Raw genomic sequence first — 26,917 nt, 5'->3', positions numbered from 1 at the left:
CCGGTAGCGGGGCCCACTCCACCGAAGAACTACAGAAGACCTACAGTCCCAGATCCTTGGCGATGATCGTCTTCATGACCTCGTTGGTGCCGCCGTAGATGCGGGTCACGCGGGTGTCGGCGTAGAGGCGGGCGATGGGATACTCGGTGATGTAGCCGTAGCCGCCGTGCAGCTGCAGGCACTTGTCGATGATGCGGCCGGCGGCCTCCGTCGCGAACAGCTTCGCGCGGGCGGCGTCGGGCACCGTCAGTTCGTCGCGGTCGTTGAGCTCGATCGCGTTGTCGACCATGATCTGCATGGCCTGCAGTTCGGTCGAGCACTCGGCGAGCACGAACTTGGTGTTCTGGAAGGACGCGACCGGCTTGCCGAAGACCTTGCGGTCCTTGGTGTATGCGATGGCGTGCTGGATCGCCGCGGCCGCGGTGGCGGCAGCACCGAACGCGATGGTGAGACGCTCCTGCGCGAGGTTCTGCGTCAGGTACGAGAACGCCTCGCCCTCCTTGCCGAGCAGATCGGCGACCGGCACCTTCACGTCGTCGAACGACAGCTCGGCGGTGTCCGAGGTCTTGAGACCGATCTTGTGGAGCTTGCGTCCGACCGCGAAGCCCTCACTCTTGGTGTCCACCACCAGGATCGACAGGCCACCGCGACGGTCCTCGGGGTTGTACGGCGAGGTGCGGCCCACGACGAGAATGCGGTCGGCGAGAGCACCGCCGGTGATGAACGTCTTCGCGCCGTTGAGGACGTAGTGGCTGCCGTCCTCCGAGAGCTTCGCGGTGGTCGCGATGTTGGCGAGGTCGGAACCGGTGCCCGGCTCGGTCATCGCGATGGCGAACATCAGCTCACCCGAGGCGAACCCGGGGAGCCAGCGCTGCTTCTGCTCCTCGGTGGCGTTCTGCATGATGTACGGCAGGATCAGGTTCGAGTGCACCGACGACGAACCGAACGACACACCGGCCGCCGACGCCTCCTCGGCGAGGATCACGTTGAACTTCAGCGACGTCTCGCCGCCTCCGCCGTACTCCTCGGGAACCTGGATGCCGAGGAGCCCGAGTTCGCCCATGCGGCTGTAGAACTCGCGCGGAGGATGGCCGGTCTCTTCCCACTCGGGGTAGACGGGCACGACCTCCTTCGCGATGAAGTCGCGGACGGTCTGCCGGAACGCCTCGTGATCCTCGTTGTACAGCGTGCGCTTCACGCGTTGTCCTTCCAGGGATGGATGTGATTGTGGGGGAGCACCTTACAGCGCGTAGCTGCGCAGCACACCCTTGCTGATGATCGTCTTCTGGATCTCACTGGTGCCCTCGCCGATGAGCAGGAAGGGAGCCTCGCGCATGAGGCGCTCGATCTCGTACTCCTTCGAGTAGCCGTAGCCGCCGTGGATGCGAAAGCCGGCCTGGGTGACCTCGGAGCAGTATTCGCTGGTGAGGTACTTGGCCATGCCGGCGGCGACGTCGTTGCGCTCACCCGAGTCCTTCAGACGCGCGGCGTTGACCATCATCAGGTGGGCGGCCTCGACCTTGGTGGCCATCTCCGCGAGGGAGAACGAGATCGCCTGGTGCTGGGCGATGGGCTTGCCGAAGGTGGTGCGCTGCTGGGCGTAGCGGGCGGCGAGCTCGAAGGCGCGGATCGCGACACCGCACGCGCGGGCCGAGACGTTGACACGGCCGACCTCGACACCGTCCATCATCTGGAAGAAGCCCTTGCCGGGCTCCCCACCGAGGATCGAATCGGCCGAGGCCTTGTAGTTGTCGAAGACGAGCTCGGTGGTGTCGATGCCCTTGTACCCCATCTTGTCGATCTTGCCGGGGATGGTGAGGCCCGGGACGACCTCACCGAAGCCGGCAGGCTTCTCGACCAGGAAGGTGGTCAGGTTCTTGTGGGGTTTGTCGGAGCCTTCCTCGGTCTTGACCAGCGCGGCGACGAGAGTGGAGCTACCACCGTTGGTCAGCCACATCTTCTGGCCGTTGATGACGTAGTTGCCGTCGGCGTCGCGCTTGGCCTTGGTGCGGATGGCGGCGACGTCGGAGCCGAGTTCGGGCTCGGACATCGAGAACGCGCCGCGGACCTCACCGGTGGCCATGCGGGGCAGGTAGTACTGCTTCTGCTCTTCGGTGCCGTGCTGGCGGATCATGTACGCGACGATGAAGTGCGTGTTGATGACGCCGGAGACGCTCATCCAGCCGCGGGCGAGTTCCTCGACGCACAGCGCGTAGGTCAGCAGCGACTCGCCGAGCCCGCCGTACTCCTCGGGGATCATCAGCCCGAACAGGCCCATCTCGCGCATCTGGTCGACGATGGCCTGCGGGTAGGTGTCCGAGTGCTCGAGTTCCTGAGCGTTCGGGATGATCTCGCGATCGACGAAGGCGCGGACCGTGTCGAGGATCTCGGACTGGAATTCCGTCAGACCGAGGGTCTGGGCGAGGCGGGTCATGCGTGCTCTTTCTGGGAGATGCGGATGGTGCCGGATGCTGCGAGGGCGTCGATCTCGTCGTCGGTCAGCCCGAGATGTTCGGTGAGCACCTCGGCGGTGTCGTCGCCGTTGGCCGGCGCGGGGCGGACCTCGGGATACCGGCCGTCGAAGGACATCGGGGTGCTCGGGGCGTGGTAGCTGCCGATGCGCGGCTGGTCGAGCTTGTGGAACATCGGGTTGTCGGTCACGCGCGGGTCGGCGGCGAGTTCGGCGAACGTGCGGTAGCGCTCGTGCAGGACCGAGGTGCCGCCCAGCGCCGTCTCGACCTCGTCGGCGGTGTGGCGCGAGAACCAGGCGCCGAACAGGCTGTTGAGCACGTGGCGGTGCTCGAACCGGGTGCCCTCGTCGCGGAAGTCGACGCCCAGGGCGGATTCGAGTGCGGCCACGGCCTCGGCGGTGCCGGTGAGCTCGGTGAGATCGCGGAAGTGGCGCGGCGTGAGCGCGACGAGCATGAAGCGTGCGCCGTCGCTGGTGGCGAAGTCGGCGCCGTAGGTGCCGTAGACGGAGTTGCCGACCTTCTCCCGGACGGGGCGGCCGAGCTGGGCCTCGGCGATGTAGCCGAGATTGCCGACGGTCGCGAACGCGACGTCCTCGAGCGGGAGAACGACTCTCGTTCCGGCGCCGGTGATCTCGCGACGGTAGACGGCCGAGGCAACCGACAGGGCCGCGTACAGGCCGCACGAGACGTCCCAGGCGGGCAGCACGTGGTTGACCGGAGTCGAGACGTTCTCGGCACCGGTGACCTGCGGGAAACCGGCGGCGGCGTTGACGGTGTAGTCGACGGCGCCGGTGCCGTCGGCGCGACCGAGGACCTGCACGTGGATCAGGTCGGGGCGGATCGCGGCGAGTTCGTCGTAGTCGAGCCACGAGCGACCGGCGGCGTTGGTGACCAGCACGCCGGCATCGATGATCAGGTCGCGGATCAGGTTCTGTGCCTCCGGGCTACGGAAATCCGCTGCGAGCGATCGCTTGCCCTTGTTCAGGCCGGCCCAGTAGATCGACTCGTTGCCGTCGGTGACCGGCCAGCGGCGGTAGTCGGCAGCGCCGCCGATCGGGTCGACCCGGATCACGTCGGCGCCGAGCGCGGCCAGGGTCATGCCGCACAGGGGTGCGGCCACGAAGCTGGACACCTCGACCACGCGCACTCCCGCGAGGGGTGCAGTGGACGAGGGCAGTTCGTCGGTGGAAGCGGTGGAGTTCATGCTGGGCTCGCTCGTCCTCGTCGCAGATTGTTTCGGGCACAGTCAGCATGCCCAGGTTTTGCCGCCCGGAACAGCACCGATCGGCTATCGCTCGGTTAGCGCAGACCAATACTCGATGCGGCCTGAATCCGCCGTGTGATGAGTCATAGGTTTCAGTGATCGATTCGTTCGCCTCCCGCTCTTTGCTTCAGGTGACATGGCTCACGTTCAATGCATGCAGACGCCAGGCGTGACGTTCTTCCGACAGCGACATACCGATCGTTCGTAAGTCGGCCATCCCGCTCGAGTTCTGAAGGGACTCCCAGTGACCACAGGCGAAATCGTGCACGACAAGTCGGCAGCCGCCGGCGGGCCCGGTCGGCCGACGACCGGCTCGACACCTCTCGTGACCCCCGGCCGCGCGTGGAGCATGACCGGCCTGGTCATCTTCCTCTACGTCGTCAACTACGCCGACAAGGCCGTCCTCGGCATCATCGCCCAGCCTCTGGCGCGTGAGCTCGGCATGAGCTCCTCCCAGATCGGCCTGGTCGGGTCGCTGTTCTTCGTCACATTCACCGTCGGCGGTTTCTTCGCCGGGCCGTTGAACAAGTACATGACCCTCCGCTGGGCCCTGCTGGCCCTCGGCCTGACCTGGTCGCTCGTCATGCTGCCGCTGGTCGTCAGTGCGAGTTTCGCGATGCTGGTCGTCACCCGCATGCTGCTCGGTCTCGCCGAAGGACCGAGCTCGGCGCTCATGCACACCGCCGCGTACTCGTGGCACCCGCCGGCCAAGCGTGGCCTGCCCGGCGCCTTCCTGGCCGGTTCCGCCTCGGTCGCCAAGATCGCCCTCGCTCCCGTCCTGACCTTCATCACCGTCGAATGGGGATGGCGTGCCGCGCTGATCTCGCTGTCGATCCTCGGTGCGATCTGGATGGGCTGCTGGCTCCTCGGCTGGAAGGAAGGCCCCTACACGACCCGGGCCGTCAAGGGCGCCGAGACCGCCGCTTCCCCCGCGCAGACCGAACCGTCCGTGCCGTGGCGCAAGATCTTCCTCACTCGCACCTTCATCAGCTGCGCGATCCTGATCATGGTCGTCTACGCGCTCACCACCGTCGTCCTGACCTGGCTGCCGTCCTACTTCGAGGTCGGTCTCGGCTACAGCGCTCTGCAGGCCGGCTCGATGTTCGCCCTGCCGTCCATCATCGGTCTGTTCCTCATGATCAGCTCGGGCACGGTCACCGACCGCCTCAGCGCCAAGGGTTACCGCTCGCGGGTCGTCCGCATCATCGTGCCCGCCGTCGGTGTGCTCATCTGCGGTGCCATCCTGGTCTTCCTCCCGTCCATCGGTACGCCGGCTCTGGCCGTCGCGGTCGTCTCCATCGGCTACGGCTTCGGCGCCATCGCGTTCCCGCTGATCAACGCCGCGATCTCCGAGTTGTGCCCGCCGCAGCAGACCGCCGGCACGATGGGTGTCTTCCTCGCGCTGATGGCGGTCGGCGGTCTCGTTGCCCCCTACGGCACGGGTGTCCTCGTCGACAACGCCGCCACCGCGGCGGAGGGCTATGCAACGGCCTTCCAGGTCATCGGTGCACTCGGTGCGCTCGCCGCGATCCTGGTGCTCTTCCTGGCCGACCCGGAGCGCGACCGCAAGATCATCCGGGCAGCCGCCTGACCTGTTCGGCATAGCTTCCGCCTAACGGAAGCTTCCGCCGAAAGACTTACCCCTACCGGCCGGGTGCATGGTCTCCTCGAATGTGAGGACCACCACCCGGCCGGTCGTCTTTTCCCACCACGGTTGCCCGGCAACCGTGTCCCGCAACAGCAAAGGACCGATTCGCATGCGCGATGCCGTGATCGTCGACGCCGTCCGTTCCCCCATCGGACGTCGAGGTGGTGCACTGTCCGAGATCCACCCCGTCAACCTGTCCGCCCACGTGCTGACCGCACTGGCGGAGCGGACCGGCCTCGATCCCGCCACGATCGACGACGTCCAGTGGGGTTGTGTGAGCCAGGTCGGCGACCAGGCCGGAATCGTCTCGCGCAGCGCCGTGTTCGCGGCCGGATGGCCGGTCACCGTACCCGCCACCACCATCAACCGGGCGTGCGGATCGAGCCAGCAGGCCGTGTCCTTCGCCGCCGCGACCGTCATCTCCGGCCAGAACGACGTCGTGATCGCCGGTGGTGTCGAGTCCATGAGCCGTGTGCCGATGGGCAGCGCCAGCAAGGACGGTCAGCACTTCCCGCAGAACGTGCTCGACCGCTTCGAGGTCGGCGGCTTCAGCCAGGGCATCGGCGCCGAGATGATCGCCGAGAAGTGGGGTTTCTCCCGCACGCAGCTCGACGAATTCTCGCTGCGCTCGCACGAACTGTCCGCAGCCGCCACCGACGCGGGCGCCTTCACCGGCCAGATCGCCGTGGTCGGCGAGTTCGCCACCGACGAGGGCATCCGCCGCGGCGGCACCGTCGAGTCGCTTGCCAAGCTCGAGACCGTCTTCAAGGAGGACGGCGTGATCCACGCCGGCAACTCCTCGCAGATCTCCGACGGTGCCGGCGCCCTGCTCATCACCACCAGCGAATACGCCGCGGCGCAGGGCTGGACCCCGCTCGCACGCATCCACACCGCCGTCGTCGCCGCCGACGACCCGGTCGTCATGCTCACCGGCCCCATCCCCGCCACCGAGAAGGCCATCGAGCGTTCCGGTCTGTCCATCGACGACATCGGCGCCTTCGAGATCAACGAGGCCTTCGCACCGGTGCCGCTGGCATGGCAGGTCGAGACCGGCGCGAAGCCCGACCGCCTCAACCCGCTCGGCGGCGCGATCGGTGTCGGCCACCCCCTCGGCGGCTCCGGCGCGATTCTCATGACCCGCCTCGTGCACCACATGCGCGACAACGGCATCCGCTACGGCCTGCAGTCGATGTGCGAGGCCGGCGGCATGGCCAACGCCACCATCCTCGAACTGCTCTGATCTCACGTCACCCAGCTGCTACGAATCCGAAGGAAACACTATGGAACTCAAGGGTCTGTCCGTTGCCGTCACCGGCGGAGCGTCCGGTCTCGGTCTCGCCACGGCACGTCGCGTCCTGGCCGCCGGCGGCAACGTCACCCTCATCGACCTCCCCGGCTCGAACGGTGAGGAGATCGCCAAGGAGCTCGGCGACGGCGCCGTCTTCGCCCCCGGCGACGTGACCGATTCGGAGCAGTTCGCTGCGGCTCTCGACGTCGCGCACGAGCGCGGCGGCCTGCGCGGTGTCGTGCACTGCGCCGGCGCCGGACGCAAGATGCGCATCCTCGACAAGGAGGGCAAGGCCGGTTCGCTCGAGGACTTCGAGTTCGTGATCCGCCTCAACCTCATCGGCTCGTTCAACGCGCTGCGCCTCGGCGCCGAGCGCATGGCCGAACTCGACCTCATCGAGGACGAGCGTGGCGCCGTCGTCATGACGGCCTCCGTCGCGGCCTTCGAGGGCCAGATCGGCCAGATCAACTACTCGGCGTCCAAGGCCGGCATCGTCGGCATGACGATCGTCGCCGCACGCGACCTCGCCAGCAAGGGCATCCGCGTCAACACCATCGCCCCCGGCATCATGGACACCCCGCTGCTCGCCCGCCTGCGCGAGGACGTCCGCAAGTCGCTCGAAGCGACCGTGCCCAACCCGTCGCGTCTGGGCCGGCCCGACGAGTTCGGGCAGCTGGCCACGAACATCCTCGAGAACGGCTACATCAACGGCGAGACCATTCGCCTCGACGGCGCCATCCGTATGGCACCGCGGTGAACCGGGCGTCGACCATGACCTCGGCTTCCGACCTCGCACAGCGCAGGCTGTCGTACCCGGCGACGACGATGGCGGTGTGGGCACCGAGCCTCGCCGCCGTCTACGGCGACCGTCCCGCGGTGATCGACGGCGACCGGGTGCTCACCTACAACGACCTCGACGCACGCTCGGCGCAGTTCGCCGGCGTGCTGCACGAGGCCGGGGTGCGGGCCCGCGACGTGGTGCTCCTGCACCTCGGTAACTGCGTCGAGTTCCACATCGCCTACTACGGTGCGCTCCGCGTCGGAGCGGCGGTCACGCTCGTGAATCCGCTGCAGCCCGAACCGGGTCTGCGCCGGCAGATCGAGGAGACTTCCGCAGCCGCGGCGGTCACCGGTTCCGCACAGGCCGACACCCTGTTCCGGGCTGCGTCCGGAACGAGTATCCGGTTGATCGCGGTCGTCTCCGACGAAGCGGTCACCGCGCCGGGTGCCGTGCGCTTCGGCGATGCGCTCGAAGGACGCCCGCAGACCTTCGAACCGGTCGTCACCAGTCCGGACGATATCGCGCACATCGCGTACACCGGTGGCACGACCGGCATTTCGAAGGGCGTGCGCGTCCTGCACCGCAACGTTGTCGGCAACGTCACGCAGATGTGTGCGTGGCGCGCCGGGCACCAGCTGGTCGCCGATGTCGACGGACGCATCTCGCTCGAACCGATCGGCGACCTGAAAATCGCCGGTGCGGTCCCGGGTCAGGGTTCGACGATCGTGGTGTCGCCGCTGTTCCACGCGCACGCGCTGATCAACACGTCGTTCCTTCTCGCGTGCGGCCTGACCCAGGTCCTCGCGGGTCGCTTCGATCCGGCCCGGATGCTCGAGCTGATCGAACGGTACGAGGCCGGCTACATCACCGGCAGCCCGGCGATGTGGCACGCCCTCGCTACGCATCCCGACGTCGAGACCCGCGACCTGTCCACCGTGCGGGTCGTGTCGTCCGGTGCCGCTCCGATCGACCACGTGACCCTCGGGAACCTCGAGCGTGCGTTCCCCAACGCACGTATCGCGGAGGGTTACGGGCTCACCGAGGGCACCTGCGTCGTCACGGCGATGCCGCTCGTCGTCGACTCGGAGTACCGCCTCGGAAGCGTCGGCCTCCCGGTCTTCGACACCGAACTCGAGATCCGCTCGCAGATCGATCCGACCGTCGTCCTCCCCGACGGAGAGCTCGGCGAACTGTGGATCCGCGGACCGCAGGTCACCGACGGATATCTCGGACACCCCGAGATCACCGCGGAACAGTACGTCGACGGCTGGCTCGCCACCGGCGACATCGCCTACCGCGATGCCGACGGATTCGTGTACATCGCCGACCGGGCGAAGGACATGTTGATCTACAAGGGCTACAACGTGTATCCGCGTGAGCTCGAAGAGATCCTGGTGACCCACCCGAAGGTGTCCACTGCGGCGGTCGTCGGGCGGGAGGCAGGCGCGATCGGTCAGGAGCCGGTAGCCTTCGTCGTCCCCGTCGACGGCGAGGAGCCCGCCGCGGAGGAGCTGAAGGCGTACGTCGCCGAACAGGTCCTGCCGTACAAGAAGATCCGTGAAGTGGTGGTGGTCGACGCATTGCCGACCTCCGCCGCGGGCAAGATCCTCAAGACCGATCTGCGATCGCGACTGACGGTCTCCTGACCCCGCACACGAGAAACCCCCGGCATCCGATGCCGGGGTTTTCTTCGTATGCGGTGGAAGGTGATTCGCAAGAATCGGTTCGGGCGCGGTTCCGGACGTACCTGTTCCGGAACCGCGCCCCGAAGGTCAGGAGTTCTTCTGTTGCTCCTGCTTGACGAGTCCGCCGCCGATGATCAGACGCTGGATCTCGCTGGTGCCCTCGTACAGGCGCAGCAGACGCACGTCGCGGTAGATCCGCTCGACCGGCACCTCGCGCATATAGCCGGTGCCACCGTGGATCTGGACGGCGAGATCGGCGACCTTGCCGACCATCTCGGTGCAGAACAGCTTCGCGACCGACGGTGCGATGCGGCGGTCGGTCTCCTCGACCCACGCCTTCGCGGCGTCGCGGACGAGGGCGCGGCCGGCCATCACACCGGTCTGCTGGTCGGCGATCATCGCCTGTACGAGCTGGAAGTTTCCGATGGGGTTGCCGCCCTGCGTGGCGGTCGCGGCGTAGGCGACAGACTCGTCGAGTGCGCGCTGGGCCTGGCCGACCGACAGTGCGGCGATGTGCACGCGACCGCGGGCGAGCGAGACCATGGCGGCCTTGTAGCCGACGTCCTCGCTGCCGCCGACGAGCGCGGAGTTCGGCACACGCACGTCGTCGAAGTGCACGTCGGCGGTCCAGGCGCCCTCCTGGCCCATCTTGGCGTCCTTGTTGCCCACCGTCAGGCCGGGGGTGTCGGCGGGGACGAGGAAGACCGCGATTCCGGTGCCGTTCCCGTCTGCCGGACGGGTGCGGGCGAACACGACGAACAGGTTCGCCAGCGGCGCGTTGGTGATGAAGCGCTTCTCGCCGGTGATCACCCAGTCGTCACCGGCGCGCATGGCCTTGGTACGCAGACCCGACGGGTTCGAGCCGGCGCCCGGCTCGGTGAGGGCGAAGGATGCGACGACCTCGCCGGAGGCGATGCCCTCGAGCCACTGCTGCTTCTGCTCGTCGGTGCCGAAGTTGACGAGCACCTGGCCGGCGATGCCGTTGTTGGTGCCGAACATCGAGCGCAGCGACAGGGTCGTGTAACCCAGCTCCATCGCGAGTTCCGCGTCCTGCTGCAGATTCAGGCCGAGGCCGCCCCACTCCTGCGGGATGGCGTATCCGAACAGGCCCATGTCCTTCGCGGCCTGGCGGATGTCCTCGGGAATCGCATTGGTCTCGGCGATCTCCTGCTCGCGCGGCACGACCACGTTGCGCACGAACGCGCGGGTCTGCGCGAGGATCTCGCGGAAGTCGTCCTCGTCGACCTCGGGGGCCGGGATGGAGAGTGTCATGTCTACAACCTTCGTGCGGCCGCGGGGAGGTGTCCAATACGAATGGCGCCATTCCCGTATAGGCATTGTCGATGGATGAGAGCCGTTCTACCGGCCGGTTCGCCGTTATATTCGGAGCATCGACTTGTCTGGGGGCCGTCCGAGCCCCGCCGAAAGGAATCATAGATGTCTCTGTTGGAGAACCGCACTGCCGTGATCACCGGTGGCGCTCAGGGAATCGGCTTCGCCATCGCGCAGGAGTTCGTCGACGCCGGCGCCCGCGTCGTGATCGGCGACCTCGATCTCGATGCCGCCACCGCCGCCTCCGAGAAGCTCGGAGGGCGCGACGTGGCCCGGGCCGTGCGCGCCAACGTCGTCGAGTCTGCCGACTGGGACACCCTCCTCGCCGAGGCCGTCGACGGTTTCGGTTCGCTCGACGTGGTGGTCAACAACGCAGGTATCACCCGCGACGCGACGATGCGCACGATGACCGAAGAGGACTTCGACCTCGTCATCTCGGTGCACCTCAAGGGCACCTGGCACGGCACCCGCAAGGCCGCCGCGATCATGCGTGAGGCCAAGCGCGGCGCGATCGTCAACATCTCCTCGCTGTCCGGCAAGGTCGGCATGGTCGGCCAGACCAACTACTCCGCCGCCAAGGCGGGCATCGTCGGCCTCACCAAGGCCGCCGCCAAGGAGATGGCGCACCACGGCGTCCGCGTCAACGCGATCCAGCCCGGCCTGATCCGTTCGGCGATGACCGAGGCCATGCCGCAGAAGGCATGGGACCGGAAGATGGCCGAGATCCCCATGGGCCGCCCCGGCGAGGTCGACGAGATCGCCTCCGTCGCACTGTTCCTCGCGTCCGACATGTCCTCCTACATGACCGGCACCGTCCTCGAGGTCACCGGCGGCCGCTTCATGTGACGGTCCATCCGTCACCTCCCTCTCTTCCCGAAAGGTCATCATGCGTGAAGTTGTCATCTGCGAGCCGGTCCGTACCCCGATCGGCCGCTACGGCGGAATGTTCAAGTCCCTCACCGCAGTCGATCTCGGTGTCGCGGCCCTGAAGGGTCTACTCGAGCGCACCGGTGTTGCGCCCGAACAGGTTCAGGACGTCATCCTCGGCCACTGCAACGGCAACAGTGAGGCCCCGGCCATCGGCCGCGTCGTCGCTCTCGACGCCGGTCTGCCGATCACGGTGCCCGGCATGCACATCGACCGTCGCTGCGGTTCGGGCCTGCAGGCCGTCATCCAGGCCGCCTTCCAGGTCGGTAACGGCGACCACGATCTCGTTGTCGCCGGTGGCACCGAGTCGATGAGCAACGCGGCGTTCTACTCCACCGATATCCGCTGGGGCGGCGCCCGCACCGGTGTGCAGATGCACGACGGGCTGGTCCGAGCCCGCTCGACCGCCGGTGGCCGTTTCTACCCGGTGCCCGGCGGCATGATCGAGACCGCGGAGAACCTGCGTCGCGAGTACTCGATCTCCCGCGACGAGCAGGACGAGTTGGCCCTGAACTCGCACCTGCGTGCAGTCCACGCCCAGAAGAACGGGATCCTCGCCGAGGAGATCATCCCAGTCACGGTGAGCAGCCGTAAGGGCGACGAGGTCATCGACACCGACGAGCACCCGCGTCCCGACATCAGCCTGGAGACCCTCGCCAAGCTGAAGCCGATCATGGGCAAGCAGGACCCCGAGGCCACCGTCACCGCCGGCAACGCCAGCGGCCAGAACGACGCCGCGTCCATGGCCATCGTCACCACCCCGGAGAAGGCCGCCGAGCTGGGCCTGACCCCGCTGGTGCGGTTCGTCTCGTGGGGCGTCGCCGGTGTCCAACCCAAGGTCATGGGTATCGGCCCCGTGCCGGCCACCGAGGTCGCCCTCGCCAAGGCGGGCATCACCCTCGCCGACGTCGACATCATCGAGCTCAACGAGGCGTTCGCCGCGCAGGCCCTCGCGGTGACCCGCGAATGGAAGTTCGGCAAGGCCGACTTCGAGCGCACCAACGTTCACGGCTCCGGCATCTCGCTCGGCCACCCGGTCGGCGCGACCGGCGGACGCATGCTCGCCACCCTCGCCCGCGAGCTGTACCGTCGCGAGGCCCGCTACGGCCTCGAGACCATGTGCATCGGCGGCGGCCAGGGCTTGGCAGCGATCTTCGAGCGCGTCGCGTAAGCAGACAGCTCCCGGTTCGGGGAGGTTGTGTTCGGTTTTTCTCGAAAAGCCCGGACACAACCTCCCCGAACTTCTTTCGTCGCAGGTGACCGGGCTGGGGATGACGCCGGATTGTCCACAACCGGGCCTCGACGCGGCGTCAGGAGGCGCGTCGCGCCCGGCATGCTCGGCGCGTGATCGACTTCGACGAACCGTTCTCGGGACGCGCGGCACTCGCTGCCGGCGTCGTCACGCGGCATCGGCTCGCACGCGACTTCGTCCACCTCCACCGCGACGTCTACATCCGACGAGGGATCCCGGCCACCCCGCTGCTGCGTGCGAAGGCGGCATGGTTGTGGTCGCAGGGCCGCGGCGTCCTCGCGGGAGTGTCCGCCGCTGCCGTGCACGGCACTCGATGGCTCGACCCGGATGCGGCGGCCGAACTCGTCCGCTCCGATCACGTCCGGTCGGCGCCGGGCATCTCGGTCCGACGCGCCCCGAAGCTCGACACCTGCGTGGTCGACGGGATGTTCGCGACCACACCGGCGCAGACGGCCTTCGATCTCGCCCGACGAATGCCGTTCGATCGGGCCGTCGAAACGATCGACGCGCTCTGCAACGCGACCGGCCTGAAGGTGCCTGAGATCGAGGAACTCGCGACGAGGAGCAAAGGCGCACACGGTATCGGTGCCGTGCCGCGGGTGCTCGCCCTCGTCGACGGTGGGGCTGCGTCACCGCCCGAGACCCACACGCGTCTGCTCCTCGTCCGTGCCGGTCTCCCACCGCCGGAGACCCAGATCGAGATCTTCGACGGCGACGTGTTCGTGGCGCGAGCCGACATGGGATGGAAGCAGTGGCGGGTGCTCGTGGAGTACGACGGCGTGCAGCACTGGACCGACCCCACTCAGCGCACCCGCGACATCGATCGGTACGCGGTGCTGCCCGAACTGGGGTGGACGGTCATCCGGGTCGGCGCCGACCTCCTCTACCGGCGGCCCGAAGTCTTCGTCGAACGGGTGCGGCGTGCTCTGGGAGCGGCCGGTGCGCCCGTCTGAGCAGAACTTCGGGGAGGTTGTGTGCGTGTTTTTCGAGAAACGCGAACACAACCTCCCCGAACTTTCGACGGGCAACGCTATTCGGTGCGGAGGAGGTAGAAGCGGAAGAAGCCGAAGTCCTCGATGGGGAGCACGTCGACCTCGGTGAAACCGGCATCGAGGGCATAGCGGCGCAGGGTCGCGGGACGCATGACGGTGCCCGTCGCGGCGCTCGGGGTGTGGCTCATACCGTCAGGGAGGCAGATGGTGAGGCTGTAGCCGTACATGAGCCGTTCGACGTCGTCGCCGGGCGCGGTGAAGGTGTCGGCGACCGCTTCGTCCATGACGATCATGAACCCGCCGGGTGCGAGCGACCGCCGTACGGCAGCCAACACTTCGACCGGTCGGGGCATGTCGTGGACGCACTCGAATGCGAAGGCCGCCTGGAAGTTTCCATCGGGCAGTTCGGACGCGTCGCACTGCGTGAACGTGACGCGTTGCGCCACATCGGCATTCTCCGCGAGGTTCGACCGGGCCATCTCCACCGACGGGGCGTCGATGTCGAAGCCGTGAACCTTCGCATCCGGATAGGTGCGCGCGATCGTGATCGTCGACCATCCCCCGCCGCAGCCGATGTCGGCGATCTGCGCGCCCGGCTGCCCGAGCACCCGGTCGACCTCCGGTACCGACCGCAGAGCATCGGGCAGCGCCTTCTCGAACAGCGGCCTGTTCGCGTCGGCCTGCGACTCGCACACGTCGCGGCCGAACTGGCTCCAACTCACGCCGCCACCGTTGCGGTACGCCTCGAGCAGACCGGGAAGCTGCATCGTCGCGCCGACGATCATCCGGGCGAGCGGCGCCATGTACGCCAGGCTGTGCGGATCGGTGAGTACCTCGCGACCGACCGCAGACAGCGTGAAGCGTGGGGGATCGCCGTCGTCGACGTCGAGCAGACCGGTCAGAGCCTGCTGCTCGAGCCACTCGCGGGTGTACCGCGGGTGGGTTCCGGTGCGTTCGGCCAGTTCGCCGGCCGTCGCAGGTCCGTCGTCGGCGAGGCTTCGGTACCAGCCGAGACGGTCGCCGATCAGGATCGTGAGGGTGTCCATGGTGCCGAGGACGGAATCGAGGACGCGCTGCGCGTACGCGTCGACGGAATCGAGGTGGACGGAGGAAGTCGTCGAGGTGGACATACGGATCATCTCCCGAGGAGAAGTGGATGTCGTCCCCACCATCGTCGCCCCCGGATCCCCGGATGTCACCGTTCCGTCGGGAGTTGCTCCTCCGCGCCGGACTCCTCGGACGACCGCACGAAGTCGACGAAGGCGCGACCGGCCTTCGACAGCGAGGCCGGGTCGAACACCAGTCCGTACGACTGCGCGAAGGTCGGCTCGCACGGACGGACCACCGCGACGTCCTGCGCCGACTCGGCGAGCGACCGTTCGACGAACGACCCACCCAGACCGGCGAGCACCATCGGCAGGCGGGCCTCGCGATGATCGGTGAGCACGGAGATGGGACGGCGCACCTCGGCCTGCCGCATTGCGTAGTCGATCGCGTCGCTCACGGAGCCACCACCGCGCGGCACGAACACCATCGGGATGTCAGGGAGCTCGGCCAAGGACAGCGGCCCGGGTGGCAGGTCGGTGCCGGGGGGATAGGCGAGCCAGTACTCGGTCTGTCCGAGCTCGATGATCTCGAGACCCACCTCGTCCTCGACGGGCAGATGGGTGACGACGAACTCGCAGTAGCCGTCGTGGATGACCGACGCGGTGAACTCCTCCGCACGCAGATCACCGAGGCGCGCGGTGACTTTGGGATGGAGACGGCGGAACTCGGAGACCAGGTCGACGATCGGGCCGGTTGCGAGAGCGGGGAAGACCATCAGATCCAGTCGGCCCGTCACCTCGGTCGTCGACACGGTGAGCAGCTCCTCGACCGCGTTCACATCGCGGAGGATCTGCCGGCTCGGGCCGATCAGTGCCTTGCCCGCCGCGGTGAGCACCATGCCGCGCCCGATGCGGTGGAACAACTGCACCCCCAGCTCGCGTTCGAGGCTGCGCAGTGCCTGGGAGACGGTGGGCTGGGCGACGCCGAGCTCGGCGGCCGCGCCGTTGATGCCGTCGTTCTCCACGACGGCGAGGAAGTATTCGACCTGACGGAACTCCATGTCGTCACGCTTCCCAGGGGGTGCCGGTGGTGGTCGCCACGAATGCGGCGGCAGCGGGGGACAGATCGCCGGGTCGCATCACCAACCCGACGGGACGCCGGAACGGTGGGTCCAGGGGCCGGACGACCGCACCGGGGATCTGCTTCTCGGCGACGCGACGCGGCACGATCGTCCCGGCGGTGCCACGCTCGACGAACTGCCACAGGGCTGCCTGGTTGGCGCAGTCGACGACGACGTTCTGATCGCCGAGCAGTTCACCGGTGCGTGCGGCGCTCGCGCGGGAGCCGAGGTCGAGGACCAGCGGGAAGTCGCGGACCTGGGCCCGGGTGACGGGGTCGGGCACGTCGGCGGCGAGGTCGGGGTGCACGGCGAGCACCATCTCCTGCTCGAGGACCGGAACGGTGATCATGCCGGCGTGATCGACGGACAGGTCGGTGATGCCGATCTCCGCCTCGCCGCGGCGCAGCGCCGCGTGGACTCCGGGAGGGCCTTCGGCGTCGTTCACCCGCACGGTCAGGTTGGGGTAGCGCCGACGGAAGCGCTGGACGAACTCGATGACGGGGTGGATCGAGAACGTCGCGAAGGTGACGATCTCGACACGACCGGCCTGGAGATCGCGCACCGCCGCGACCTTCTGTTTCGCCCGCTCGACGTCGGCCAGGATGCGGCGTGCGGCGCCCTCGAGGACACGACCGTCCTCGGTGAGGGTGAGCCGTCGGCCGGTGCGGTCGAACAGGGTCGTGTCGAGGCGGCGTTCGAGGGTGCGGATGGCCTGCGACAACGACGGCTGCGAAATGTAAAGTGCCTGAGCAGCTTTCGTGATCCCGCCGTGGTCGACGACCGCCACGAAATAGGTCACGAGGTGCAAGTCCACCCGATTATCGTAGGTGACGCTCGGAACCGTCCCGGACGCAACCGTCAGGAAGGGGTGTCTACCGGGCGCGGTACCCGCCATCCGCCGGTGAACGACGGCTCGCGTTTGTCGACGAATGCACGCATCGCATCGGGGGCGTCGGTGGCGTGGTTGATCGCCTGCGAGCGGGCCTCGTTCTCGAGTGCTTCGCGGAGCGTGAGCGACGAACCCTGCTCGAGCATCCGCGCCGACATGCTCACCGCGACCGGCGGGGCGGCGGCCAGCCGCGCGGCCAGTTCGGCGGCGCGACCGGCGAGGGCGTCGGGCTCGACGAGCTCGGTCACCAGGCCCAGGTCGTATGCTTCCTCGGCGCACACGATGTCGGCGAGCATGACCAGACGCTTCGCCTGGTGCAGTCCCACGAGGCGCGGCAGGATCCACGACCCGCCGAAGTCGATCGACAGTCCGCGCCGCGCGAAGATCTGACCGAACTTCGCGGTGCGGGAGGCGACGACCACGTCGCACAGCAACGCCATGTTCCATCCCGCGCCCACCGCATACCCCTCGACCTGCGCGATCAACGGCTTCGAGAACTCCGCGACGGCGAGCGCCGTCTCGTTGATCTCCCGCATACGGTCGAGGGGATGGGTGGAGTCGCGCCGTTCCATGTCGGCACCGGTGCAGAAGTCACCACCGGCGCCGGTGAGGATCACGGCGCGGACGGAATCGTCGTGCTGGAGCGCACCGAACGTCTCACGCAACGACCGCCACGCCTCGACCGTCATCGCGTTCTTGCGCTCCGGTCGACTCAGCGTGATCGTGGCGACCGAGCCGTCCTGCGCGACCAGAACGTCCGACATTCCTACTCGCCCTTCCAGACCGGTGCGCGCTTCTCGGCGAACGCCCGGGCGCCTTCCTTGGCGTCGGCCGACGCGAAGACCGGGTCGATGAACTTGCGCTGCGCGACGAAGGCGTCGGGGTCGGTGTAGTTGGCGGCCATCGCGACGACCTGCTTGGTGGCCTTGACGGCGAGGGGGCCGTTCGCCGCGACGCGGGCGGCGAGTTCCTTTGCCACGGTGAGTGCTTCACCGGGCTCGGTGACGCGGTTGACCAGGCCGTGCTGGTGGGCGACCTCGGCGGTGAGTGGGTCACCGGTGATGGCCAGTTCCATCGCGAGCGGGTAGGGGAGGATCTTCGGCAGGCGCAGCAGGCCGCCGGCCGCCGCCGCGAGTCCGCGCTTGACCTCGGGGATACCGAACTTCGCTTCGCGCGACGCGACGATCAGGTCGGCGGACAGGGCGAGCTCGCATCCACCGGCCAGGGCCCAGCCCTCGACGGCGGCGATGAGCGGCTTGCTCGGCGGTGCCTCGGTGAGGCCACCGAAACCGCGGCCGGGGATCGACGGGCGCTCCCCGCGTGCGAACGCCTTCAGATCCATTCCGGCGCAGAACGTTCCGCCGGCACCGGTGAGGATGCCGATGGTCAGGTCGGGGCGTGCCTCGAACTCGTCGATGGCCGCGGCCAACGCCTCCGAGACCTCCAGGTTCACGGCGTTCTTGGCCTCGGGGCGGTTGAGGGTGAACACCGCGACGCCGTCGGCGAATTCGGTGAGGACAACGCTCATGTCAGTTTTCCTTCGTATGGGTCGGAGTGGAGAGAGTCCAGTGGGCGGGAGTTCCACCGTCGGAACGGATGTCGCCTCTATCGGCGAGAACGAGCAGATGGGCCTGGGTTTCGCGGACGGCGAGTCGCTGCAGCCGGGGATCCATCACATCGATAGGACGCGACCACGTGACGCGGGTCGTGATCTCCCACGCCGTCGACTCGGGCCTGGACGCGACGGCATCGCGGATCTCGTCGAGACGGACCTCGTGGTGGTCCATGAGTTGGCGTGCGCGTTCGGTGACTCCGCGGAACCGGTACTCGTGGGCGGGCAGCACCTCGCAGTCCGGCAGAGCCGTCGTCGCATGCAGCGACAGCAGATAGCGGTGCAACGGGTCGCCCAGTTCGCCGGGGCCGGAGGAGATGTTGGGGCTGATGCGCGGAAGCATGTGGTCGCCGCTGAACAGCAAGTCGCGGTCGCGGTCGACGAAGGCGAGGTGACCGGGCGTGTGGCCGGGCGTCCACACCGCTTCGATGTTCCACCCGGGCAGATCGAGTCGATCACCATGAGCGAGAACGACATCCGCGCTCTCGCCCCGGGGGAAGCGGACGAGTTCGAAGCGGGCGGCCTCGACGACCTCGGGCGGTGCGCCGAGTCCGGTGAGGTCTACGCGCCATGCTTCCTTGTCGGCGGCGGCGTCCTCCGGGGTGAAGTGCCCGAGGGCGGCGGCGTCGGCGGCGTGCATCGCGATCACAGCGCCGGTCGTTTCCTTCAACCGGGGTGCCAGACCGAAATGGTCGGGATGCAGGTGAGTGATCGCCGCGTAGCGCACCTCGGTGATGTGATGGCCGGTCGCGGCGACACCGGCCACGAGAGTGTCCCACGACTCCTCGGTGTCCATACCGAGGTCGATCAGGGCGAGGCCGTCGTCGAAGGCGAGCGCATAGGACAGCACGTACCGCAGCGGGTTCTTCGGCATCGGAACCGGAATCGACCACAGTCCTGGCCGCACCTCTTCGACCGGTGGCAGTACGCCGGCCGCCCACGCTTCACGCTGGACGGTACCGAGATCCTCGGTGACGATCATGACGTCGTTCCTTCCCGTGCAGGAGCGAACTCGTCGCGCAGTGTGCGCTTCAGGATCTTGCCGCTGGCGTTGCGAGGCAACTCGTCGACGAAGTGGATGTGCCGGGGCTTCTTGTAGGAAGCCAGACGTTCGACGGTGAACTCGAGGAGTTCGGCCTCGGTCGGTGTCTCGGCTCCGGGCGCGACCCGCACGACGGCGGTCACGGCCTCGCCCCACCGGTCGTCCGGAACTCCCACCACTGCGACCTCGGCGACGGAAGGATGTTCGGAGATGACCGATTCGACCTCGATCGGGTAGACGTTCTCACCCCCGGAGATGATCATGTCCTTCACGCGGTCGGTGACGAACAGGTAGCCGTCCTCGTCGATGTGCCCGGCATCGCCGGTGCGCAGAAAACCGTCCTCGGTGAACAGGGCGGCGTTCTCGGCCTCGCGTCGCCAGTAACCCTGTGTGTTGTTGCGCGACCGGCTCACGATCTCACCGGTTTCGCCGCGGGGGAGCGGTTCGCCGGTGGCGAGGTCACGGATCTGGACCTCGATCCCCGGCAGCCCGGTGCCGGCCGAACGTAGGAGGTAGGAGCGCGGACCGTGCGGGTCGTGGTCCTCGGCACGTAGCGCTGTGAGGGCGCCCATCGTCTCGGTCATCCCGTAACGCTGCACGAAGCGGCAGCCGAGGGTGTCCATGGCGCGGGCGAGTTGCGTGGGCGTGATGGGAGAGGCGCCGTAGGCGACCAGACGCAGCGCCGACAGGTCGTAGTCCGACAGGTCGGTCATCTCCACGAGCATGTTGATCACCGACGGCACGAGGAATGCGTGGGTGATGCCGTGCTCGGAGATGGCGGCCGCCACCAGGTTCGGGCGCATCTCACCGAGCAACACCAGGTGCAATCCCGCCGACAGGGTCGTGCTCATCCAGCCGGCGCCGGCGATGTGGAACAGGGGCAGCGCGTCGAGGGACACCGAGTCCTCGGTGAACTCGTACAGCGCGAAGTTCTGCGGTTCGTTGAACAGGTTGTGATGCGTCGCCACAACACCTTTGGGTCGACCCGTGGTGCCCGAGGTGTAGAGCTGCAGCACCTCGGTCCGCGGGTCGTCGCCGAAGCCGGGGTCGATGTCGTCACCGGAGGCGACGAAGTCGTCCCACGACCGTGCACCGGGAACGGTGGAGGCGTCGCCGACCACGACGATCTGTACGGCGGGCAGGACTGTGGCGGCAGCGCGGGCCGATGCGGCGAACTCGTCCTCGACGATCAGGACGTCGAGCTGCGCGTCGTCGGCGATGTCGGCGATCTCGCCCGGGTTCAGGCGCCAGTTGAGCGGGGTGAAGACCAGTCCGGCCTTGGCGCAGCCGACGAACGAGGACGCGCCGGGTAGGCCCATGCGCAGCAGTGCGCCGATGCGCTCGGACGTCGCCGGAACGGTCGCGAGCGCCGAGGCGACCCGGTTGGTGAGCGCGTCGAACTCGGAGTAGGTGAGTGTGGTTCCGCCGGAGCTGACCGCCGCACGATCCGGATGTTCGACTGCCAGCTGCCGGATTCGGTTGGGAAGGTGCAACTCGCTCACATCACGCTCCTGATCGACACGGCCGACGCGCGGACATGCCGTCCACGCCGTTCCAGTCGATCACGATCGTGACTGCTGCCACAAAGACCCGCAGCCGTACGCAACGTTAGGGCAAACCTATGGGCGCGTATCGAGACCGACGTCGTGTGCGAAATCCCCGACGGGTCTCGCACACGACGTCGGTCTCGAGGCGATCGATCAGTCGATCTGCAGTTCACCCATCCGGCCCCACTCGGTGCCCGGAATCTCCGTGTTGAGGATGCGCGGGGTCTCGACCAGCGCCGGCCGCATTGCGTCGAGCCCCCTGCGGAAGTGATCGGACTTCACGTGCTCGGATCCGGCGTCCCCGTCGCGGAACGCCTCGACGAGAACGAACTCGGACGGATCGTCCACGCTGCGGGACCAGTCGAACCACAGGTTCCCGGGTTCGCTGCGAGTCGCCTCGGTGAACTCCGCGGTGGTCTCGAGCCAGCTGTCCTGGTACTCGGGCTTCACCTTGAAACGGACCACGATGAAGATCATCTTGCCTCCGGTCGGTAGATGTTGGAGGGACGGATCGTCCCTTCGTCGAACATATCGCCGTACTCACCGGTGAGGGCGTCGAATCCGTGACCGAGCGGCAGACCCCCACGAGGCAACCCGACACGTCAGCGACGTTCCGTCAGCCGCTCGTAGGACACCCGCCACACCCATTCGACCGGTCCCTGGCGGAATCGGCCGAGCCACCAACGGGATCCGACGACCATCACCGCTCCCACCGCGATGTACACCGCGATCGTGAACGGGACCCGCATGGCGGGGTCCACGGTCTTCGCCAGACCGAATCCCCAGTCGTAACAGAGCACCGACGCGACGATGTTCTGCAGGATGTAGCAACTCAGCGCGGTCCGCCCGATGCGTTCACAGGCGGTGCCGACCGTGCCGGTGGTGGACCTGCCGATGTAGAAGTGGGCGATCCACGCCAGCAGGCCGAGCGCGACGAACGGGGCGATGCCGTAGCGCGCTGCGAATACACCTGCGGCACCGCCGAACAGACCCACGGCGAGGTCGAGCGGTGCTGCGATCGCCCCGACCACCATCAGCCGCCGGCGCAGCACCGCACCTCTGCTGTCGAACAGCCCGGAGGAATACAGTGCGGCGCCGGTCAGGAACAGCGCGACCGTCATCGGGATCACGAAGATCACCTCGGCGCGGAACGCAGCGGCGTTGTCCACGCGGAAGACGATCATGTCCCACCAGGTGGCGGTGGTCAGCTCGGGGGTCTCCGCATTCGGCGGTGAACTGGCGAGCGCCACGACGAGCGCGGTCACGGCCAGCGCGTGAACAGCGACGGCCGTACCCGCGACCCACAGCCGCACACGACGGGAGGAGATCACGAGCCCGCACACGAGCATGGACGTCAGCGCATACCCCATGAGGATGTCGAACTCGGCGACGAGCAGGTAGTGCACCACCCCGTCGACGAAGAGCAGGGCGGCGCGTACCCGGTAACCGCCGGGCCACGGCCGCCCCGCTCGCTGAGCGGACGCCGCCTGCACGGCCAGGCCGATCCCGAACATCAGGGTGAGCAACCCGAGGAACTTTCCCTGCGCGAGTTGCACGAGGATGCGTTGCGGCCACGGATCGGTGCCGATCGAGGCGAGATATCCGACGATCCCGGCGGGGTCGGTGAAGATCCAGACATTGGCGGCGAAGGTGCCGAGGATGGCGATCCCCCGGGCCACGTCGAGGGCGAGGATACGTTGCTGTCGCGTCGTCGAACCGGTGACCGTCATGATCCTCACCATGCGATGCGGCGGGGTCGGCGCGCGTCGGCCGACCGGGGGATGACGGGTCCTCCATGCGGGTGACCCGCGTTCGGTGATCTCCCCGAGAGCAGACATCGGCGAGGAGAACAGAGCAGGAACTGTCGGGTCCCGTGAGCCTCGGTGATGTGAACATGGAGCCATGCACGAAACCCCCACCGAGCTCGCCGACCTCCAGGTGCTCCTCGACACGTCGCTGTCCCGGTCCACATCCCACCTGAGGTCGATCGTCGACGCGTCGCGGACCCTCACGGCCGAGCAGCTCGTCGAGGTGCTCACGGGCATGTGCGTCCTCTCGCTGGCGACGGTCACCGCCGGCGGGGAACCGCGCATCAGTGCTGTGGACGGACATTTCCTGCACGGCAAGTGGTACTTCGGCACCGCCCCCACTGCAGCCAAGGCCCGGCATCTCGCCGCGCGTCCCGCGGCCAGCGCGGCGCACATGCGCGGGGAGGACCTCGGCGTGTTCACACACGGCCACGTGGAGATTCTCAACCCGCGCGGCGGTGAGCCGGCCGACGACTGGCCCGAACTGCTCGCCTACCTTCAGTCGTTCTACGGCGGGGACGCGTTCGACTGGAGCGAGGAGGTGGTCTACTACCGCCTGAACCCGCACTGGATGACCGTGTACGCGCCCGATGTCACGACACTCGTCGATCGGCGCTGATCCCTCTGTGCGAGGGGACGATCAGTCCGGAAGCGAACTACCACCCAGCGCGCCGCGCAGATGCTCGGTCTCGGTGGGCAGGCTGTCGGGAACGAACGTCCATCGGCCTCCCGTCCACGGATCGGCCAGCTCCCCGTCGACTGGAAGCTTCTGCGCCTCGTCCCACAGGATCTCCGCGACCCGATCGTCCGGGGGATCACCCGCGAGGACGACCGAGACCCGGCCGGCACTGCCGGTACGCGCGATCCGGACGATCTCGAGCAGGTCGTCGTGGTCGTAGCCGTAGGGGAACCCGGCGAGGACCAGCAACACGGGTGAGGCGGTCTCCGCGTCGACCTGCCGGGCGAGCGCGTCGAGGTCCGCCGCGTCGGCCAGCCCCCGGAGTCTGGCGGGGACCCGCGACCGGTCGTGGACGGGCGGTCCGGCAAGTCGGGCTGCGGTGAGGGGTTCGAGTGCGGGCAGCGTCCGCCCGGGATCGACGAGGTGCAGCAGGGTGTCGGGCCGGGCCGTGAGCAGCCGCACGACCACGGACGACACGACGGGACCGAGGTCGGCGGGGTCGCCGTCGATCCACAACGGTCGCGTGAGCGGTGCCGGCAGGCACAGGGGGATGCGCAGCGGACCCAGATCGGGCGCCGTCACCTCACCCACCCGCACGCCGTCGCTCGGCAGGTGCATGTGCATCCAGGCCGGGGAGATCCAGGATGCGAGTGCGGGCGGCAACGTCGCGTCGACGGTGAGCAGTTCGGCGGCGAGCACCGCGCTGTCGTCGCGGTAGCGGGCCTCGGCGACACCGACGAGCTCGTCGTAGCGCTGCTGCGCACGCGCCCGGGCACGGTCGGCCTCGGGCTCCATGCGCCGGGCGGGATCGGCCACCGCTGTCGAGAGTTCGTCGTCGAAACGGTGCTGGGCGAACTCCGCACTCGACGTGTACGCGGCGGCCGATCGGGCGGCGTCCTCGAAGATCTGCCACAGCACCTCGAGAGGTGAGAGGCCGATGACCGGGCCGGGCCCGGGAGCGGCCACCTTCTCCGCGTCGGAGGGTGACTCGACCTCCACCCCGTGCGCGGTGAACATCTTGGCGAGTCCACCGGCGTATCCCTGGCCGAGGGCGCGGATCTTCCATTCGTCGTGACGACGGTAGATCTCCCAGCACAGCAGCGCCGTCTCGGTACCGACCGCCGGTTCCACGTGAAACGACGCGAGGACGGTGCCCGCCGCGTCGCACAGCGAGGTCGACACCGCTGCGGGTCGCTCGCAGCCGACCGCACACAGCACGCGTGCGCCGGGACGGACCGCGTCGACGTCGACGACGATCACCTTGCCCTCGAGCCGAACGCCCGCCGTCGTCGGTTGGTTGTAGAACACGACGTCGTCGGAGGACGCCACCTGCAGGCCGTCGTCCACGACGAACGCGCACACGTCCAGAGGGACGGATGCGGTCGCCGTGAAACGGGCCGTGCGGGTCGGCAGCGGGGCGTTGCGCCCCGCTGTGAAGAGTTCGCCCACCGGTCAGACGGCCAGGAACCGGCCCAGTTGCGGCGCGGCCTCACCGGGATGCTTCGCCTGCATGCCCTCGCCGATGGCCTGCAGCTTCCATTCGCTGCCCTGGCGGTAGACCTTCGCCATGACCATGCCCGTGAACGGCATGCCGCCCTGCAGCGTGTAGCGGGCCAGCTCGGTGTCGATCGTGCCGTCGACGAGACGGCAGAACGCGTTCTGCACCTGCTCGAAGGTGTGGCCCTTGTAGGAGGTCACGATGAACATCACCGTCGTGACATGGGCGGGGACCCGCGTGAGGTCGACGAGCATCACCTCGTCGTCGCCCTCACCGGCACCGGTGAGGTTGTCGCCCTGGTGCTGGATCGAGCCGTCCTTCGACTGCAGCTGGCCGTAGTACACGACGTCGGCGATCTGGTTGTCGGCGAACATCACGGCCGAGGCGTCGAGGTCGATGTCGGCGGAACGGTTGCCGAACAGGCCACGCTTCTCCACTGGATCCCAGCCGAGCCCCATGCGCAGGAAGGTCAGCGCGACGCCGCCGTCCTTGCGGAGGGTGACCTTCTGGCCCTTCACCAGGCTTACCGGGCGGTTCTTCGTGAGGCTGACCTCCGCAGGCTGTGCCGGAGGTGTCTGCTGTGCCGGAGGCGGTGTCTGCTGCACGGGCGGGGCCGGAGCCGGCGTGGGAGCGACGGGCTGAGGTGCGGCAGCAGGCTGGGCGGGTGCGTCGTCGACGCTGACCCCGTGATCGGTCACCAACGCCGCGAAACCGCCCGCATATCCCTGGCCCACGGCGCGGACCTTCCACGCGCCCTGGCGCCGGTACAACTCCAGCGCGATCACGATGGACTCGGTGCTCAGTCCGTCGATCCGGTACTCGTACAACACCGTTCCCGCACTGTCGGACACGCGCGCGGTGGGCGGTGCGAACCGGCCGAAGCTACTCGACGCGTCGTCGAGGGTGATCACGGCGCGCACCTGATCGATGTCGGCGGGAACCTGCGCGAGCGACACGGCGAGCGAGGCCGCCTGCCCGGGCGCGCCGGATACGAGACGCACACCCGGCCCGGTGGGCTGGTTGAAGAACACGAAGTCGGCGTCGGAGCGCACCTTGCCGTCGGCCTTGACGAGCAGTGCGGACAGATCGGCGGGCGTGGTCAGCTCGAGCGAGACGACGACGTCGGACGCGGTGAGCGGTCCGTTCTGACCCTTGGAGAGCGGAGTCGGCAAGAGATGTGTCCTCACTGTGTCGGTGACCGGGCACCTTCTACTCTACGAAGCGACCGGAAGACGAGCGGATCGGGCGAACCAGGCGAGGATCTCCTCCCCGGCGGTGACGCCCGCGGCGTCGGTCACCGAGACGGTCGGGTGGCGCCAGTCCATCAGTTCGAGTTCGCCGTGGCGAGGCCGGATCGCGGCGTCGGCGGCCTTCAGCATCTCCGCATCGAGCGCACCGTCACCCGCGGCGAAGACCGGGGCGTCGTCGGTAAGCACCCCGCGGGCTCGGAGCCGGCGGTGCACCTCTGCCACCGCGCGGCTCTTGCACACGCTGTTCGGCATCGTGTAGATCTTCCGGCCCTGCTGCGACGCGTTCCAGCCGCGCGTCGAACACCACTCGTGCCAGTCGTCGAGAAATCCCGCCGGTTGCGCTGCGACGTCGACGACGAGGTAGCAGAACAACTCGTCGGCGATGCGGAACTTCGACACCCAGTCCTCGGAGATTCGGCGGCGCAGTTCGGTCGTCATCTCGTCGAGGCTCGCACCCCCCGCGCGTACCGCTGCTTCCACGGTCCTGCGCCAGTGCGGGTCGAGATGCCCGTCCTCGAGGATCGACCCACCGTTGCTCGCGATTGCATAACGCCACGGACCGCCGGGGAGGTCGATGCGGCGGAACTGTTCGGGTGTGCGCGTGGTCGTCGGCACCATCGCGACCTCGCCGGCGAGCGTCCGAAGCTGTTGCGCAGCAATGTCGGTGACGTACGACAGCGGTGCGCTCTCGTAGTACTCGACACAGAGTAGATCCTGCGTGTCGAACTGGTCGCCGGTCATCGCGGCGCGCGAATAGATGAGGGTGCGGTCGAGATCGGTGGCGA

General features: G+C 68.0%; 24 protein-coding genes. 8 read left to right on the top strand and 16 right to left on the bottom strand.

Annotation, left to right across the window (positions count from 1 at the left end; all coding sequences use genetic code 11):
• Nucleotides 1–40 precede the first annotated feature (40 nt).
• The 3 genes from AC6CID_RS07940 to AC6CID_RS07930 are packed head-to-tail and all read right to left on the bottom strand — an operon-like array spanning nucleotide 41 to nucleotide 3,675.
• Nucleotides 41–1,198, bottom strand: a complete 1,158-nt coding sequence (locus AC6CID_RS07940) for an acyl-CoA dehydrogenase family protein (protein ID WP_019290603.1) — start codon at nucleotides 1,196–1,198, stop codon at nucleotides 41–43.
• A 42-nt stretch (nucleotides 1,199–1,240) separates the two neighbouring features.
• The gene (locus tag AC6CID_RS07935; RefSeq protein WP_064060039.1) at nucleotides 1,241–2,434 is read right to left on the bottom strand and encodes an acyl-CoA dehydrogenase family protein; all 1,194 of its coding nucleotides are present in this window, start codon (nucleotides 2,432–2,434) and stop codon (nucleotides 1,241–1,243) included.
• A complete protein-coding gene (locus AC6CID_RS07930) occupies nucleotides 2,431–3,675 on the bottom strand; it encodes a CoA transferase (RefSeq protein ID WP_033097526.1) in 1,245 nt (414 codons plus the stop codon). Before AC6CID_RS07930 ends, AC6CID_RS07935 begins: the two co-directional genes overlap by 4 nt.
• Before the next feature lie 304 nt (nucleotides 3,676–3,979).
• Between AC6CID_RS07930 and AC6CID_RS07925 the strand changes: the two genes are divergently transcribed.
• From AC6CID_RS07925 to AC6CID_RS07910, 4 genes are all read left to right on the top strand, one after another.
• A complete protein-coding gene (locus AC6CID_RS07925) occupies nucleotides 3,980–5,326 on the top strand; it encodes an MFS transporter (RefSeq protein WP_064060038.1) in 1,347 nt (448 codons plus the stop codon).
• A gap of 166 nt (nucleotides 5,327–5,492) precedes the next feature.
• On the top strand, nucleotides 5,493–6,623 hold the full coding sequence (locus tag AC6CID_RS07920) for a thiolase family protein (protein ID WP_033097525.1): 1,131 nt from the start codon (nucleotides 5,493–5,495) through the stop codon (nucleotides 6,621–6,623).
• Between the two features lie 40 nt (nucleotides 6,624–6,663).
• On the top strand, nucleotides 6,664–7,428 hold the full coding sequence (locus AC6CID_RS07915; protein ID WP_024102416.1) for an SDR family NAD(P)-dependent oxidoreductase: 765 nt from the start codon (nucleotides 6,664–6,666) through the stop codon (nucleotides 7,426–7,428).
• Between the two features lie 14 nt (nucleotides 7,429–7,442).
• The gene (locus AC6CID_RS07910) at nucleotides 7,443–9,098 is read left to right on the top strand and encodes an AMP-binding protein (RefSeq protein ID WP_064060055.1); all 1,656 of its coding nucleotides are present in this window, start codon (nucleotides 7,443–7,445) and stop codon (nucleotides 9,096–9,098) included.
• 126 nt (nucleotides 9,099–9,224) lie between these two features.
• On the opposite strand, the gene AC6CID_RS07905 is transcribed toward AC6CID_RS07910, so the two are convergent.
• Nucleotides 9,225–10,409: an acyl-CoA dehydrogenase family protein gene (locus AC6CID_RS07905; RefSeq protein WP_498353804.1), complete on the bottom strand. Its 1,185-nt coding sequence runs from the start codon at nucleotides 10,407–10,409 to the stop codon at nucleotides 9,225–9,227.
• Nucleotides 10,410–10,574: 165 nt separating this feature from the next.
• On the opposite strand from AC6CID_RS07905, the gene fabG reads away from it, so the two are divergent.
• The 3 genes from fabG to AC6CID_RS07890 all read left to right on the top strand — a co-directional run bounded on the left by fabG (nucleotide 10,575) and on the right by AC6CID_RS07890 (nucleotide 13,601).
• Nucleotides 10,575–11,315 (top strand): 3-oxoacyl-ACP reductase FabG, encoded by a 741-nt coding sequence (gene fabG, locus AC6CID_RS07900; protein WP_498353803.1) that lies wholly within the window; start codon nucleotides 10,575–10,577, stop codon nucleotides 11,313–11,315.
• Between the two features lie 40 nt (nucleotides 11,316–11,355).
• Nucleotides 11,356–12,567, top strand: a complete 1,212-nt coding sequence (locus tag AC6CID_RS07895; RefSeq protein WP_039584365.1) for an acetyl-CoA C-acetyltransferase — start codon at nucleotides 11,356–11,358, stop codon at nucleotides 12,565–12,567.
• 173 nt (nucleotides 12,568–12,740) lie between these two features.
• Nucleotides 12,741–13,601, top strand: coding sequence for an endonuclease domain-containing protein (locus AC6CID_RS07890; RefSeq protein WP_094979720.1), 861 nt, complete (start codon nucleotides 12,741–12,743; stop codon nucleotides 13,599–13,601).
• Between the two features lie 77 nt (nucleotides 13,602–13,678).
• Here the strand turns inward: AC6CID_RS07890 and AC6CID_RS07885 are convergent, their stop codons facing one another.
• The 9 genes from AC6CID_RS07885 to AC6CID_RS07845 all read right to left on the bottom strand — a co-directional run bounded on the left by AC6CID_RS07885 (nucleotide 13,679) and on the right by AC6CID_RS07845 (nucleotide 22,627).
• Nucleotides 13,679–14,779 (bottom strand): class I SAM-dependent methyltransferase, encoded by a 1,101-nt coding sequence (locus AC6CID_RS07885; protein WP_200359022.1) that lies wholly within the window; start codon nucleotides 14,777–14,779, stop codon nucleotides 13,679–13,681.
• A gap of 56 nt (nucleotides 14,780–14,835) precedes the next feature.
• A complete protein-coding gene (locus AC6CID_RS07880; RefSeq protein ID WP_064060036.1) occupies nucleotides 14,836–15,747 on the bottom strand; it encodes a LysR family transcriptional regulator in 912 nt (303 codons plus the stop codon).
• A 4-nt stretch (nucleotides 15,748–15,751) separates the two neighbouring features.
• On the bottom strand, nucleotides 15,752–16,621 hold the full coding sequence (locus AC6CID_RS07875; RefSeq protein WP_006550724.1) for a LysR family transcriptional regulator: 870 nt from the start codon (nucleotides 16,619–16,621) through the stop codon (nucleotides 15,752–15,754).
• Nucleotides 16,622–16,665: 44 nt separating this feature from the next.
• On the bottom strand, nucleotides 16,666–17,460 hold the full coding sequence (locus AC6CID_RS07870) for an enoyl-CoA hydratase/isomerase family protein (RefSeq protein WP_019290613.1): 795 nt from the start codon (nucleotides 17,458–17,460) through the stop codon (nucleotides 16,666–16,668).
• Between the two features lie 2 nt (nucleotides 17,461–17,462).
• Nucleotides 17,463–18,224 carry a crotonase/enoyl-CoA hydratase family protein gene (locus tag AC6CID_RS07865; RefSeq protein ID WP_006550723.1) on the bottom strand — a complete coding sequence of 254 codons (762 nt, stop codon included), beginning with the start codon at nucleotides 18,222–18,224 and terminating at the stop codon, nucleotides 17,463–17,465.
• 1 nt (nucleotide 18,225) lies between these two features.
• Nucleotides 18,226–19,290 carry an MBL fold metallo-hydrolase gene (locus tag AC6CID_RS07860; protein WP_006550722.1) on the bottom strand — a complete coding sequence of 355 codons (1,065 nt, stop codon included), beginning with the start codon at nucleotides 19,288–19,290 and terminating at the stop codon, nucleotides 18,226–18,228.
• Nucleotides 19,287–20,852, bottom strand: a complete 1,566-nt coding sequence (locus tag AC6CID_RS07855; RefSeq protein ID WP_498353802.1) for a long-chain-fatty-acid--CoA ligase — start codon at nucleotides 20,850–20,852, stop codon at nucleotides 19,287–19,289. The genes AC6CID_RS07860 and AC6CID_RS07855 overlap by 4 nt, the downstream gene beginning before the upstream one ends.
• Nucleotides 20,853–21,050: 198 nt before the next feature.
• The gene (locus tag AC6CID_RS07850; RefSeq protein WP_006550720.1) at nucleotides 21,051–21,374 is read right to left on the bottom strand and encodes a putative quinol monooxygenase; all 324 of its coding nucleotides are present in this window, start codon (nucleotides 21,372–21,374) and stop codon (nucleotides 21,051–21,053) included.
• 125 nt (nucleotides 21,375–21,499) lie between these two features.
• Nucleotides 21,500–22,627, bottom strand: coding sequence for a DUF418 domain-containing protein (locus tag AC6CID_RS07845; RefSeq protein ID WP_482127476.1), 1,128 nt, complete (start codon nucleotides 22,625–22,627; stop codon nucleotides 21,500–21,502).
• A 172-nt stretch (nucleotides 22,628–22,799) separates the two neighbouring features.
• Here AC6CID_RS07845 and AC6CID_RS07840 point away from each other — a divergent pair, with 172 nt between their 5' ends.
• A complete protein-coding gene (locus tag AC6CID_RS07840) occupies nucleotides 22,800–23,324 on the top strand; it encodes a pyridoxamine 5'-phosphate oxidase family protein (RefSeq protein ID WP_033097520.1) in 525 nt (174 codons plus the stop codon).
• A 21-nt stretch (nucleotides 23,325–23,345) separates the two neighbouring features.
• On the opposite strand, the gene AC6CID_RS07835 is transcribed toward AC6CID_RS07840, so the two are convergent.
• The 3 genes from AC6CID_RS07835 to AC6CID_RS07825 are packed head-to-tail and all read right to left on the bottom strand — an operon-like array spanning nucleotide 23,346 to nucleotide 26,873.
• Complete coding sequence (locus AC6CID_RS07835) at nucleotides 23,346–24,833, bottom strand: TerD family protein (RefSeq protein ID WP_064060033.1); 1,488 nt, start codon at nucleotides 24,831–24,833, stop codon at nucleotides 23,346–23,348.
• 3 nt (nucleotides 24,834–24,836) lie between these two features.
• Entirely contained in the window at nucleotides 24,837–26,054 is a 1,218-nt protein-coding gene (locus AC6CID_RS07830; protein WP_064060032.1) for a TerD family protein, read from the bottom strand.
• 42 nt (nucleotides 26,055–26,096) lie between these two features.
• Nucleotides 26,097–26,873, bottom strand: a complete 777-nt coding sequence (locus AC6CID_RS07825; RefSeq protein ID WP_064060053.1) for an HAD family hydrolase — start codon at nucleotides 26,871–26,873, stop codon at nucleotides 26,097–26,099.
• Nucleotides 26,874–26,917 lie beyond the last annotated feature (44 nt).

The sequence above is a fragment of the Rhodococcus sp. GQ147 genome (genome assembly GCF_059759155.1).
The sequence above is the reverse complement of the archived record's forward strand: the minus strand, read 5'-3'. Positions and strand labels throughout refer to the sequence as shown.